The 13191-nt window shown below is 55.6% G+C and carries 10 protein-coding genes; 7 read left to right on the top strand and 3 right to left on the bottom strand.

Annotated features, from left to right (window positions below; genetic code table 11):
- Positions 1-9: 9 nt before the first annotated feature.
- The gene (locus ACY1JZ_RS09535) at positions 10-672 is read right to left on the bottom strand and encodes a potassium channel family protein (protein ID WP_270164998.1); all 663 of its coding nucleotides are present in this window, start codon (positions 670-672) and stop codon (positions 10-12) included.
- Positions 673-956: 284 nt separating this feature from the next.
- Between ACY1JZ_RS09535 and ACY1JZ_RS09530 the strand changes: the two genes are divergently transcribed.
- The 3 genes from ACY1JZ_RS09530 to ACY1JZ_RS09520 all read left to right on the top strand — a co-directional run bounded on the left by ACY1JZ_RS09530 (position 957) and on the right by ACY1JZ_RS09520 (position 4748).
- Positions 957-2588 (top strand): CPBP family intramembrane glutamic endopeptidase, encoded by a 1632-nt coding sequence (locus ACY1JZ_RS09530; protein WP_462628986.1) that lies wholly within the window; start codon positions 957-959, stop codon positions 2586-2588.
- 234 nt (positions 2589-2822) lie between these two features.
- A complete protein-coding gene (locus ACY1JZ_RS09525; RefSeq protein WP_270165000.1) occupies positions 2823-3599 on the top strand; it encodes a TetR family transcriptional regulator in 777 nt (258 codons plus the stop codon).
- A gap of 210 nt (positions 3600-3809) precedes the next feature.
- The gene (locus ACY1JZ_RS09520) at positions 3810-4748 is read left to right on the top strand and encodes an alpha/beta fold hydrolase (RefSeq protein ID WP_270165001.1); all 939 of its coding nucleotides are present in this window, start codon (positions 3810-3812) and stop codon (positions 4746-4748) included.
- Positions 4749-4805: 57 nt separating this feature from the next.
- Here ACY1JZ_RS09520 and uvrC read toward each other — a convergent pair whose 3' ends face one another.
- Positions 4806-6767: an excinuclease ABC subunit UvrC gene (gene uvrC, locus ACY1JZ_RS09515; protein ID WP_462628985.1), complete on the bottom strand. Its 1962-nt coding sequence runs from the start codon at positions 6765-6767 to the stop codon at positions 4806-4808.
- A gap of 289 nt (positions 6768-7056) precedes the next feature.
- On the opposite strand from uvrC, the gene ACY1JZ_RS09510 reads away from it, so the two are divergent.
- Complete coding sequence (locus ACY1JZ_RS09510) at positions 7057-7203, top strand: YqzM family protein (protein ID WP_270165003.1); 147 nt, start codon at positions 7057-7059, stop codon at positions 7201-7203.
- A 157-nt stretch (positions 7204-7360) separates the two neighbouring features.
- Here ACY1JZ_RS09510 and ACY1JZ_RS09505 read toward each other — a convergent pair whose 3' ends face one another.
- On the bottom strand, positions 7361-10159 hold the full coding sequence (locus tag ACY1JZ_RS09505; RefSeq protein WP_462628984.1) for an SLC13 family permease: 2799 nt from the start codon (positions 10157-10159) through the stop codon (positions 7361-7363).
- 150 nt (positions 10160-10309) lie between these two features.
- Between ACY1JZ_RS09505 and ACY1JZ_RS09500 the strand changes: the two genes are divergently transcribed.
- Genes ACY1JZ_RS09500 through ACY1JZ_RS09490 form a run of 3 tightly spaced genes read left to right on the top strand, consistent with a single transcriptional unit; the run spans position 10310 to position 12876 of the window.
- A complete protein-coding gene (locus ACY1JZ_RS09500) occupies positions 10310-11290 on the top strand; it encodes an ABC transporter ATP-binding protein (protein ID WP_462628983.1) in 981 nt (326 codons plus the stop codon).
- The gene (locus tag ACY1JZ_RS09495; protein ID WP_270165010.1) at positions 11287-12090 is read left to right on the top strand and encodes an ABC transporter permease; all 804 of its coding nucleotides are present in this window, start codon (positions 11287-11289) and stop codon (positions 12088-12090) included. The genes ACY1JZ_RS09500 and ACY1JZ_RS09495 overlap by 4 nt, the downstream gene beginning before the upstream one ends.
- 3 nt (positions 12091-12093) lie before the next feature.
- Complete coding sequence (locus ACY1JZ_RS09490) at positions 12094-12876, top strand: ABC transporter permease (RefSeq protein WP_462628982.1); 783 nt, start codon at positions 12094-12096, stop codon at positions 12874-12876.
- Positions 12877-13191: the final 315 nt, after the last annotated feature.

Genomic DNA, 13191 nt, shown 5'->3' with positions numbered 1-13191 from the left:
AGGCTTCACCTACCGGATCACGCTCTGCTCGAATTGCTCGATCTGCTCATTGGTGCCGATGATGACCATCACATCCTTCTCAGCAAGCACGTCCTGCGCCGCAGGGGCAATGATCATGCCCTGAGGCTTATGGATGGCGACAATACTGCAGCCAAAGCGAGCCCGCGGATTAAGGTTATGGAGAGTCATCCCGGATAGACATTTGGGCACGGCTAGCTCGACGATGGTATATTCCTTGGATAACTCAATATAATCAAGCAGATTGGGTGATACCAGTTGATGTGCCACACGAATGCCCATATCCCGCTCGGGGTAGATGACTCGATCCACACCGATTTTCTCGAGCACTCTGCCGTGCAGCTCGTTCATCGCTTTGGCAACAACCTGCTTCACACCCAGATCCTTCAATAATATAGCAGTTAATATGCTGGATTGAATATCGTCGCCGATCGATACGACACCACAATGAAAATTGCGGACGCCCAATGAACGCAGCACTTCCTCATCTGTTGAATCAGCAACTACACAATGGGTCAAAATAGGACTCATCTCGTCCACTCGTTCTTCGTCGCTGTCGATACCGAGCACCTCATGTCCGAGGGTCATCAATTCCTTAGCAATGCTTGAACCGAATCGGCCCAGGCCGATAATAACAAATTGGCTGCTTTTCAAACGTAGTCGCTCCTCTAGCCTGTTTCTAATTACTCTATGAGAACTGTATGATTATATAATGGATAATTGCTACGGTACAAAGCGTAATTTGCTTCGAAAAAGGCGCTGCAATGGCAGCATTACGGGAAATTGGCAGCAAAACACCCGATTATAGAGGATTCTTGGCCTATTAACTGCGCCGGATGATGAATAACGGAGTCTGGATTCGTGAGAATCAGCAAAAACTATGTTATCGTACATGTATACGATTCATTGAACCTAAATCCAAGCCAGAGGTGTTATCTATGAATTCATTGCAAACGAACTGGCCGGTCAAGCGGTGGACGATGCTCGGTCTGTCCGGCCTGTTGCTATATATACTGGTGCAAGTGATCCCTTCGCTCGTTCATCCAGCGTCTTCCGGCGTTGGCCTGACGACCATAACCAGGGCCAATGCTGAGGAACGGGCTATTGCCTTCATCCAGAAGCAATTCGGCCAGGAGGTGCTGACCTCCCATGCGGTGTACCAGTCAAACAAGCTATTAACCGGATATTTGGCCAAGGAAAAGCTAACAGAACAATATGCGAAGGACTATGGCGATCGTTTCCCTGTAGATGCGTATCAGGTCGAAGTGACATCTCCCCGCATCAATAGTGCCGGATCGCAGACGCATTATTATGTGTATGTACATATGGAGAGCGGAGCAATCATCGCCTGGAACCGTCTGGGCGCACTGATTGATGAGGAGGAGCGGCTCACCGATCATGATCAGGCTGAGCGGGCGGTCATAGCCTTCGCAGAACAGCAGGGCTTCAAGGCCGCACAGCTCGAGGTGATGCCGCAGCTAGAGGATGGCAGCAACACGATCGTGCTTCAGGTAGCAGGTACAGCGATCGGTGAAGCTCAGCTTCAATTACGCGTTCAGCCCGTGCGCATGCCCGGCGGTGCTGTGCAAATCCTGACGTATAAGCCGGCATTCAAGGTCCCGGCCGCCTACGCCTCGCTCGTCTCGGAGCAGGATAAGCTGGCTGGCGCTATGTCGATGTGGGGGTACTTCATCATGACAGCCCTGCTGTTCATCCTGTCCATCATCTACGCGGTGCTGTATAGACAGCATACCTCATTTCGCCGCGGACTGATTATGACGGCGTTGTTCGCCATCTTCTACATCCTGATTAACTACAACATGGCAGATGGCATCCTCGCGAGCTTTGGGGAGGACCCGGAGGCCGAGGTCAATGTGACGATGGGACTGATTGTTACCAGCTTGCTGACGATGATGCTGGCAGCCTCCATCTACTTCGCCCTGATCGCCGGGGACGGGCTGTGGCGGCAGATGGGCTACAAGCTATGGCTTCGCTTCAGCGAGGAGGGCTTCGAACAGCAGGTGTGGCGCAGCATGCAGCAAGGCTACCTGCTGGCGCTGATGCTGCTGGGGGTACAGACCATCATATTGCTCGTGCTACAATGGCTGCTTGGCGTATGGTCTGCCTCTGATGTTACACAATCCCCCTACAACATGAGCATGCCCTGGTTATTTCCTGTTGTCGCCTGGTGTGCCGCTATCTCGGAAGAGGCTGTCTACCGTCTGTTCGGTATCGGACTGCTGCGCAAATGGGTCAAAAATATGTTCATCGCCTCGCTCATCCCCTCTATTATCTGGGCGTTTGGCCATGTAACCTACCCGCTGTATCCTTCCAGCACCCGACTGATCGAGCTGACGATTATCGGCCTGCTGTTCAGCTATATTCTGATGCGGTTCGGCTTCATGACTGCCGTGTTCACCCATGCCATCTTTAATACGATTATGATGTGCATCATGCTGCTGTTCCTGGGCTCAGCCGTAAACATCATCGCCTCCCTGGTCTATCTGGCACTGCCGGTCTGCATCGCCTGGGGGCTTCGCGCCCTCCACCGGCGGCTCCTTCCAGGCTGACAGCTCTGTGAGCGTGTGGCGGCTACGCCATGCGCTCCGTCTTTCTTGACGTACCCCCGGTACGCCCGCGAAAAAGCGCCTTGCCTGGAACGAAAATTCGGCCAGATCTGATCCGTTCAGAGTGTTCAGACACGCCCTAGTTTGACAAAATCATACATCCGAAATATGATAATAACATACCTATAAGTTTGTAACTATCAGTTCACACAGATTAATTAAAGGGATGTACGCTGTATGAAAAATTATGACAAGATTATGCAGGTAGCCGAGCAGCTTGCTGCGCGGTATCCCATCGATCAGATCAGCTATTCCAGCATTGCCCAGGAAGCAGGCGTCCATTGGACCACAGTGAGACGCTATGTAGGCGATAAGCAAGCGTTGCAGCAGCTTCTGAGCCGCAAGCAGCCTGAGCAAGGGAAGCTGCATGCGGATACACGTACTCGGGTGATGGATGCGGCCATTAAGGTATTCGCCACACACGGATATTATGGCGCAACACTGGAACAGGTCGCTGTTGAAGCCGGGCAGACGAAAAGTGTGGTGTACTGGCATTTTACGAACAAAAATGACCTGTACTTAGCGATATGCGAGCGAAATCTGAAGCAGCAGTCGGCTGCGCTCCCCCGGCAAATTCAGAGCATGATCCAAGCGGAGGATCGTGTGAAGGCGCTCGCTGCCTGGCTGCAGGAGCACCTGGCGGGCTGTATGATTATGCCTAGAGGAGCTTTACTGTTTGTCGATTTCTATACCTCCAGCCGTAATTCGGAGGATAAGGAAAAGCTGCGTAGACTGTTTGAAGCGTTCTATGAGGAGATAACACGCTTGTTTCGCGGTCTGCAAGAGCAAGGGTTGATTCGAAGGGATATGGGGGCTGATTCGCTGGCACTGTTCATTCAGTCGCTCCTTAGCGGTCTTGTGCTATCCTGGCTCATGGCGCCTGGGGGTATGAAGCTCGACTTATTTGCCCATGATGCGGCTCGATTGCTCTGGAGCAGCTTGGCGATACCGTAACTCAGGAGCTAAGGATACACGGCTGACGCTGTCCTTGCTTGATGGGCAACGCTTCGTTTCACGTAGATGTAGAAGACCATATTTGGTGATGCGCGCTATACATTCGCTATTGAATATAAGGCTTCATCTGTTTCAGGATTGAAGCCTTGTATTATCACTACAACATACTAATCAGTTCGTTAATATCATATTTCGAGGGGATGGATGATAATGTACGCCATGCTAGTGCTCGGGTTGATTGTCGTGTTATATATATACAACCGATTGACCTTTAAGATCGGAGAAGCTCAGTTCCCCCCTGCGGGAAAATTTGTACAGGTGGATAACATTTCCTTACACTATATGGAGCGAGGCACAGGGCGGCCGGTCGTTTTATTGCATGGCGGAGTTCTTAGAGGAAATGATTACAATCAAGTTATGGAGCTTGGGATGGCCAAAGGGTACCGTATGCTGTCCTTCGATCGGCCTGGATATGGCTACAGCGGACGCCCGGTAGATCGCAAGAAGCCCTTCACCGTGATCGATCAAGCCAAGCTGCTTCATCGTGCCTTGCAGGCGCTCGGTGTAGAAAAGCCCATTCTTGTTGGTCATTCCTGGAGCGGATTGTTAGTATTGGTCTATGCCTCGTTATATCCTGATCACTTGGCGGGGCTGGTCACCGTAGCCGGCGGGATGTATAAGGAGGGGTACCCCGCAGAAAAAGGCGACCCGATCTCCAGGATAGTGACCACACCTTGGATTGGCGATTTCATCATGAACATCCTTCTGGCGCCACTGGGGCGGATTATGGCCCGTAGTGTAATGAAGGCTACCTTTGACCCGGAGCAGGTACCTGCAGATTATGAAGAGGAAATTCGTGCATTCTGGCCTCGGCCGTCGCAATTCAGAGCGAATCGGGAAGATGTGCTTCAATTTGTTCCCGCAGCAGAGTATATGGAGCCGCGCATCGCCTTCATGGAAACTCCAACGATGATTGTAGTCGGCGGGCTTGACCCTTTCCCCACAAGAGAGCATAGCTACAGGCTCTACCGTGAGCTGCCTCATGCCGAGCTTACCGTGCTCCCTCAATCCGCCCATATGATTCCGCAAAAGCACCCAGATGCCGTTATCCATGCTGTGCATACACTGATTGAGAAATTCCGGATATAACCAGATACAGGAAGGGCCGCCCCCTATGTTGCCAGAGAGCGACCCTTCGACTGAACGTCACGGTTCATTATGGAGCTGCTCCAATATGGTAGCAGCTAGCTTATCACCTATCGATAGAGGACGAAAATCTTCAATGCTGGCTTCCTTGATCTTCTTGATGGAGCCGAAATGCTTGAGCAGCAGCTTGCGGCGCTTCTCGCCAATTCCAGGGATGGCATCCAATCTGGAAGCAACCATCGACTTGCCCCGCTGCTCGCGGTGGAATGTAATCGCGAAGCGGTGCACCTCGTCCTGTATCCGTTGCAGCAGATAAAATTCCTGGCTGTCCCGCGGGAGCGGCACAATCTCCGGCGGGTCGCCCGTCATAAGCTGCGCCGTCTTGTGACGGGCATCCTTCACGATGCCGCATACCGGCACATAGAGTCCGAGTTCATTTTCCAGCACATCGACAGCCGCGGAGATCTGACCCTTGCCGCCGTCCACGACGATCAGATCGGGCAGTTGCAGCCCATCCTTCAACACCCGCTCGTAACGGCGGCGAATCACCTCGCGCATCGTCTCATAGTCGTCCGGCCCCTGGACGGTACGCACCTTGTACTTGCGGTACTCCTTCTTGTCCGGCTTGCCGTCCACGAACACCACCATGGCCGACACCGGGTCTGTGCCCTGGATGTTGGAGTTGTCGAACGCCTCGATCCGGCTGGCGGACGGCAGTTGCAGGTAAGCCGCCAGCCCCCTTGCTGCGAGCACACTGCGCTCCTCATCGCGCTCAATCAGCTTGAACTTCTCATCCAGCGCCACGCGGGCGTTCTCATTGGCCATCTCGACGACCTCGCGCTTGCGTCCGCGCTGCGGCAGCAGCACCTTGACCTTCAGCCAGCTCTGAAGCAACTGTCCGCTCTCCTCCGCCGCGCTGACCGCAGCGTCCTCGGCAACCGCAGCCGCTTCATCAGACCAGGAGCCGCTGTTGGAAGGCGAAGCGGCAGCCGATTCCTCTGCGGGTGACGCTTCGCCAGCTAGGAGCACAGCTTCTTCCGGCTGCCGAAGCTTCGGTGCCTGCGGCAGCAAAATTTCGTGCGGCAAGGCCGGATTGTCGCTGTAATACTGCGCGACGAATGTCATAAAGTCATCATGCGCTTCCCCATAATACGGGAAGGTGGTCGCATGCCGCTCAATCATTTTGCCCTGACGCATATATAGAATCTGCACACACATCCAGCCCTTGTCCACTGCGTACCCGAACACATCCCGATCGCGCGTATCGGTCAACGTAATCTTCTGCTTCTCCATCATGGCATCGATCGCCATCATCTGGTCGCGGTATTCCTTGGCCCGCTCGAACTCCAGCGCCTCTGCCGCCTCCTCCATTTTTGCGCGCAGTTGCTCCTTGACCTCGCCATGCCCACCGTTCAGAAAGCGTGCAATGCCTTGAGCCAGCTCATCATAGACCGCTTGATCCACCTCATATTCGCAAGGCGCGACGCACTGTCCCATATGATAATACAGACAGACCTTATCCGGCAGTGTATTGCACTTGCGTAGCGGATAGAGACGATCGAGCAGCTTCTTGGTCTGTTGCGCGGCGTAGCCGTTCGGATACGGGCCGAAATATTTGGCCTTGTCCTTCAACACTCTGCGAGTCACTTCAAGCTTCGGATGCGGCTCATGCGTAATCTTCAGATAAGGAAAGGTCTTGTCGTCCTTGAGCAATACATTATAGCGTGGATGATACTGCTTGATCAGGTTGCACTCCAGGATGAGTGCCTCCATGTTGCTGCTGGTGACAATATATTCAAAATCGCGAATCTCGGAAACGAGACGCTGCGTTTTTCCATTATGACTGCCGCTGAAGTAAGAACGTACCCGGTTCTTCAGCACCTTGGCCTTGCCAACATAGATGATGGTGCCCTCACCATTCTTCATCAGGTAGCAGCCCGGCTGGTCAGGCAGTAGCGCCAGCTTGCTGCGAATCAGCTCCTCTGCGGCCGCCCGGCCATGCTCTGTCGTTGGCTCTTGCATGCTTCTCCCCCCTGAGCTTGACTCTGCTTCCTCTATTGTAGCACAGCCCTGCAACCTCCCGCCTTTATTTGTCGGGCGTACCCCGCCACTCTCTCCCAAATTAGAGCGGATTCAAGAGCTTATTTTCCTTTACAAGCGCTCATGAAGTTGGGTATACTAGGATAAGCTAAATATGAGATCATGATCAATGGATGACAGCGTTTAAGAGGCAGACGGCTCTTCTGATCGTCGCATAGCGGCCATCTGATGCTGTGCCCTGCTGCACCTGTCGTACTGAGGAGGATATAGGATGGAGAATGTAAGAGATCCGCGCGAGCATTTTAATGAAGAACCACGTCATGACTTCACGGATGTTGTGATGGGGTTTGTCGGTATGGCCGGGTTTATGACCGTTATATTTGCTCTGGCTGTTATCATTAAGTTTGTCATTTCCTAATCATCCGCCCGCTCGGCTGATGTTGGGAGCACGCTCATCATTATTAAGAGAGATGGAGCCGCATGGCGCACCTAGCGCCGTGTGGCTCCATCTTTTTTGTGCTGTTATCACGCGAGCAGACGACGGCCTTCCTCAGCAGGGAAGCAGCCAGGGCAGGTCATCGAATAAGTCCCAGCCAATGCCAGAACGGAATGGAGACCATCACCGCCAGCAACACTGCGGCCCCATACGCCAGAGCAATCTGCTGGCCTTGCCGGTGGCTGAATGCCTTGCCCTCCGAGCTGTAATAGGCCGTGAGATATGTCGGTGATTGGTAGGTGAAAAAGAACGGATCGGTCGCAAGCAAAATGACGAAAACAAGCACCCAGGGATGTATACCCAGCCCCGTCGAAATAGGCAGCAGCGCGGTAATAAGCAATATGACCGCTGGATCATCCCGAATCACCAGCGTCACGGCGAACGACAGTACAATGACTGCCAACAAAAAAAGCAGCGGTGAAGCAGCGAACACTCCCATATGACCGCTCAGATAGCCCGACATAGCCTCCGCTATACCGAGCTGCTCTACCGCAGCGGCGAAGCTGAACGCTACCCCAAGGAAGAGCAGAAAGGTCCAGTCTATGCCAGTGGATAGCGTCCGCCGATCCAGCGCGCCCGTCACGATCAGCACGCCAAAGCCGCCCAGCATGATCCAGGTGCTGTCCACGCCGTGCAGCGGCTGAGCGATCATGAGCAAGATGCAGGATACCACGGTCAACAGCGCAATCCGTTCCAGCTTCGACAGGGGCCCAAGCAGCCCAAGCTGCTGATCGAGCACCTCCGGCGAGATGGGACGCAGCGCTTCTGTGCGCCCAAACATGCGCAGCAGCAGTGCAATCATCACCACGGCGAAGACGGCCAGAGCAGGAATAGCATAGACCAGCCAGGCGAGCCAGGACACCGGGTGCTTGCCGCCAGCCAGACCGTAGGCCATCACATTCGTATAAGAGCCTGTCAATACGAACGGCGCGGTAAAGCCGTAGAAGATCATTGCCGCCAGGCCGAAGCCTGCCGCCCCTTTGCTGCGATCGGCAAGCCCCATCGACTCCGACAAGGTGCGGGCGATCGGAACACCCAGCGACACCTTAACGGAGGACGAAGGAATAAGCGGATTCATCGCCAAGCCCCCGATAATAATGCCCCATAGCTGCCCCCGGTATCCTGGAGGGAATCGCTTGAGCGCATTGAGCGCCAGCCGGTACAGAATCCCCGACTTCGTAATGACCGCACTCATCGCCATAATAAAGATCATGTATAGCCAGGTTGTCGAGCCGAAGCCCGACAATGCCGCTTCTGGCGTCACCAGACCGCCGGTTATCCAGAGCATCACCATGCCGAGCGCCACCAGATAGTCGGGGATGACATTAATGATCCACAGAATGACAGCAGCGATCGCTATCCCGATGAATCGCATCGCCTCCGGGGACAGTCCGCCAACAGGCTCGAGCCAAACGAACAACACGATGCAGGTCAACGCCAGCAGCACGAAGAAGGTCTCCATCAGCCGATGACCCTGGAGCAGCCTGCCGGCTCCCGCCCCCAGCAGTTGGCTGCGCTGCATGGCGAGCTTCAGCCTGGATAGGCCATAGCTCGTTAGCTCGCTCTCTGACGCCGCAGCCGCCTCCCCGCGCTGAAGATAGCGCTGCGCCTGTTGCTCTCGCCCCGCCTTGAGCGCCAGCTCCGCACCCAGACTGTAGAGTACAAGGCGTTCGGGCGGTGCGAAGGCGGCCTCGCCAGACTCCAGCACCCGCTCGAGCAGCGATACGCCCTGGTCGGGGTCATGCTCCAGCGCACTGCGCAGCACAGCTACCAGGCTGCTCAAGCGGCCGGCATACTGCTGGGCAGGGAGAGCAGCCAGCGTCCGCAGCAGCTCCGGCTCTAGCTCCATCCCTGGTTCCGCCCCAGGCTCCATCCTCGGCGGCTTCAGCTCCGTGGCAGCTCCTCGCTCCACACCCGCCCCGTTTAGCGATATATCGTCCCAGGGAACAGAGCGGGCACCAGACGCTCCCCGTGCTATCGCCGTTGCTCCGGCAAGTCTGGCAGATTGCCCCTTAGCTGGTTGGGGTGGGAGCGGTGCTGCGGCCAAGCCATGGCTACCCAGAAGCTCAAGCGCCGCTGCCCATTCCTCCTGGTCGAGATACAGCAGCAGCAGCTCCTTCCACAGTCCTGCATGCGCATAGAACGTCCGGGCCTCCTGCAGCCAGTCCTCCAGTTGCTGATGCCCATACAGGCTTTTGCCCAGCTCCAGCACCAGTTGGCGCCGTTCCGTCTCGAACACGAGACGAGAACTCTCAAGGGCATCACTCTGCCCGCTGCCCAGACTCACCCAGGGAAGCCACAGCGCCGCCTCCTGCAAGCGTTCCCCCTCTGCCAGCAAGCCTGCATGCTGTGCCAATGCTTCCGGCATGCTGCCGAGCAGCGCACAGCGAACAACCAGCTCCCGCGCCTGCTTCGGGAGTTGGAGCAATTGCTCCTGCAGCTTCGAAGCCTGCTCCTCCTTGGCAGCCTGCAGCCGGTTATTGGTCGACACCAACCGTTGCGATAGCTGGTGGATGAAATAGGAGGAAATCGCCGGGTGGTCTGTTAGCAACTGATCCAGTGTAGGCGAATCAATGCTGTACAGCTCCGTAGGCTGGGCGGCGACAGCCGCTGCTGAACGGGTCTCTCCGGTCAGCAGTGCCATCTCGCCCAGCACATCTCCCTCGCCAAGCACGGCTAACAGCCTGCGCTCTCCGCCTTCCGATGCCGCGTACAGCTCGATCCTGCCAGATATGATAATATACATCCGGTCTCCCGGGTCACCCTGATTGAACAGCGTCTCTCCGGGTGTATAGCGTTCCTTGTTCAGCTTGCCCAACAGCCGAGCCAGCTCCAGATTCGAGAGCTTGCTGAACAGCTCGATCTTTTGCAGTGCCAACGATTCATCCCCCTGGTTCTCTGTCATCCTATTTTTCTATTTTCAAGCAAAAAATGAGCGCTGACAAGTATTTTTGCATCAAGTATTGACAGTGATCAGGTAGCAATGATAATATCTTCCTTCCTACTACATAAACGGAGGATAGCAATCGTGATTACTGTACAAGACTTGAGTAAGACCTTCCGGGTAGCGGAGCGCTCATCCGGCCTGGGGCAAGCCTTCAAGTCGTTATTTCATCCACGTTACAAAACCGTTGAAGCCCTGAAGGACATCAGCTTCACCATCCCGCAGGGCGAGATCGTCGGCTACATCGGCCCGAACGGGGCAGGCAAATCGACCACGATCAAGGTAATGAGCGGCATACTCGTCCCCGATCAAGGCACCTGCTCCATTATGGGCTATACGCCATGGGAGCAGCGCGTCAGCTATGTCAAGCATATCGGTGTCGTGTTCGGACAGCGCTCCCAGCTATGGTGGGATGTTCCGGTCATCGACTCCTTTGAGCTGCTGCGCGATATATATGCGGTGCCACAGACAGAGTACCGCAGCAATCTGGCACTGCTGACAGAGCTGCTCGCGCTGGAGCCGATGCTGGGGACACCTGTCCGCCAGCTCAGTCTGGGCCAGCGGATGCGCTGCGAGATTGCCGCCTCGCTGCTGCATAGCCCCAGCGTGCTGTTCCTCGATGAACCCACGATCGGCCTCGATGCGATGTCCAAGCTCGCTGTGCGGGAGTTCATCCGAATGATTAACAAGGAGAGAGGCGTCACCGTCATCCTGACGACCCATGACATGAGCGACATCGAAGCGCTTGCCTCGCGCATCCTGCTCATTGGCAAGGGGCGTCTGCTGCATGACGGAAGCTTGCAAGCGCTTCGCAGCCAATTCGGTGCGATCAAGACGATTACCGCCGAGTTCCGCCCTGCTAGCGCTCCGGCCATCATCGCTGGCGCCACGACGCTCTCCTGGTCGTCTGAGCGCGCCGAATTCCAGGTGGACACGAGCCAGGTCGCGATCTCGACCATCCTGGCGGCATTATCCGAGCAGGTCGAGCTGCTTGATGTGTCGATCGATGCCCAGCCGATCGAGGACTTGATTATGCAGCTCTATAAGGAGCATGAGCTGCTATGAGAATGTATCTGTCCGTCTTCAAGCTGCGGCTCTACACCGGACTGCAATACCGCACAGCGGCGCTGGCAGGCATAGCGACACAGTTTTTCTGGGGCTTTATCATCCTTATGGTATTTCAGGCCTTCTATCACCAGACTGCGGGCAGCCAGCCGATCTCCCTTCAGGAGCTGACCGCGTACATCTGGCTGCAGCAGGCATTTTTGGCCCTGATTATGCTCTGGTTCCGCGACAACGAATTATTCGATCTGATTACTACAGGCAATATCGCGTATGAGCTATGCCGCCCGAGCGGCATCTACGGATTCTGGTACGCGAAGCTGCTCGCCCAGCGCTTGGCTGGAGCTGCTCTGCGCAGCGGTCCGATACTTGTTGCCGCGATGTTGCTGCCTGGGGGCTATCGCCTTATGCTGCCCCCAGATGGAGCAGCGCTGGCCTTGTTCCTCCTCTCGCTGCTGATTGGCCTGGCTCTGATCGTTGCTATCTCGATGCTGATCTATATCAGCGTCTTCGTTACCTTGTCGCCTGCCGGTTCGCTTCTTATGTTCGGCGTGCTGGGTGAATTTTGCGCGGGAATGGTCATTCCGGTGCCGCTCATGCCAGCCTGGCTGCAGCAGATCATCTATGTACTGCCCTTTCGCTGGAGTGCAGACTTCCCGTTTCGCGTCTACTCCGGCCATATCGGGACGCTGGATGCACTGACCGGGATCGGCATTCAACTGGTGTGGCTGGCTGTACTCGTTATGCTAGGCAAGTGGCTCATGAAATTGGCGCTGCGCAGCGTCGTGGTACAGGGGGGATAGACGATGCAACTGTATTGGAAATATATGACTATCTTATTCAAATCACAACTACAATACCGTGCTTCCTTCCTCCTGCTGTCGCTAGGCCAATTTCTTGTGCCGTTTTCCATCTTCGCCGGGGTGTATTTCCTGTTCGAGCGATTCGGCCAGATCAAGGGCTGGAGCTTCCCGGAGGTTGCACTATGCTTTGCCGTCATTCATATGTCGTTTGCCATTAGCGAATGCTTCGCTCGCGGCTTCGACAGCTTCTCCGGGCTGATCCGGCGAGGCGACTTCGACCGGCTGCTCGTCCGTCCGCGCGGCACCGTGCTGCAGGTGCTGGGCTCCAGCTTCGAATTCACGCGAGTCGGACGGCTCGTGCAGAGCGTGCTTGTACTCATCTATGCCGTGTCTTCCCTGGAGATGGCGTGGACGATTCCCAAGGCGCTCACGCTCGGCTTCATGATCGCGAGCGGCGTGTTTATCTTTACCGGAATCTTCATGCTTGCAGCGACACTATGCTTCTGGACTGTTCAAGGTCTGGAGGTCGCCAACATCTTCACCGATGGCGGGCGGGAGATGGCACAGTATCCGCTTCATATCTATGAGACATGGGTGAAGCGCTTCTTCACCTTCGTCATCCCGTTTGGCTGTGTCAATTACGTGCCGCTGCTCTACATCTTAGGCAAGTCTGGCGAAGATAGCTGGCTCTACATGCTTGCACCGACCGCTGGCATCGCCTTCATCCTCCCTTGCCTGCTCATATGGAATATCGGAGTTCGGCATTACCGTTCCACGGGCTCCTAGCCGCAGCACACAGACGCAGTCGTACAGACACAGCGGACAGACGCTGGCGTACAGACACAGCGCACAGACGCAGTCGTACAGACACAGCGGACAGACGCTGGCGTACAGACACAGCGCACAGACGCTGGCGTACAGACACAGCGCACAGACGCTGGCGCGCAGACACAGTCGCGCAGACACAGCGGACAGCGCTGCCGCATAGCACGAAGATTCGGCGGCCACATACGGCCGTTCGTACCGCACCATGCCGTAAGGCATGGCGACTGTCAACGAAAACAACCGTCCCCGGTCGATGTAGGGCAGGATACCCTCAAC

It is taken from the genome of Paenibacillus sp. J5, assembly GCF_054955055.1.
This window is presented reverse-complemented; position numbering and strand designations above follow the sequence as displayed.

What these genes read in the sequence shown, in the direction of transcription:
- ACY1JZ_RS09530 (WP_462628986.1), top strand. Translation starts at nt 957, where the DNA reads ATGAATTCATTGCAAACGAACTGGCCGGTCAAGCGGTGGACGATGCTC.
- ACY1JZ_RS09525 (WP_270165000.1), top strand. Translation starts at nt 2,823, where the DNA reads ATGAAAAATTATGACAAGATTATGCAGGTAGCCGAGCAGCTTGCTGCG.
- ACY1JZ_RS09520 (WP_270165001.1), top strand. Translation starts at nt 3,810, where the DNA reads ATGTACGCCATGCTAGTGCTCGGGTTGATTGTCGTGTTATATATATAC.
- uvrC (WP_462628985.1), bottom strand. Translation starts at nt 6,767, where the DNA reads ATGCAAGAGCCAACGACAGAGCATGGCCGGGCGGCCGCAGAGGAGCTG.
- ACY1JZ_RS09510 (WP_270165003.1), top strand. Translation starts at nt 7,057, where the DNA reads ATGGAGAATGTAAGAGATCCGCGCGAGCATTTTAATGAAGAACCACGT.
- ACY1JZ_RS09495 (WP_270165010.1), top strand. Translation starts at nt 11,287, where the DNA reads ATGAGAATGTATCTGTCCGTCTTCAAGCTGCGGCTCTACACCGGACTG.
- ACY1JZ_RS09490 (WP_462628982.1), top strand. Translation starts at nt 12,094, where the DNA reads ATGCAACTGTATTGGAAATATATGACTATCTTATTCAAATCACAACTA.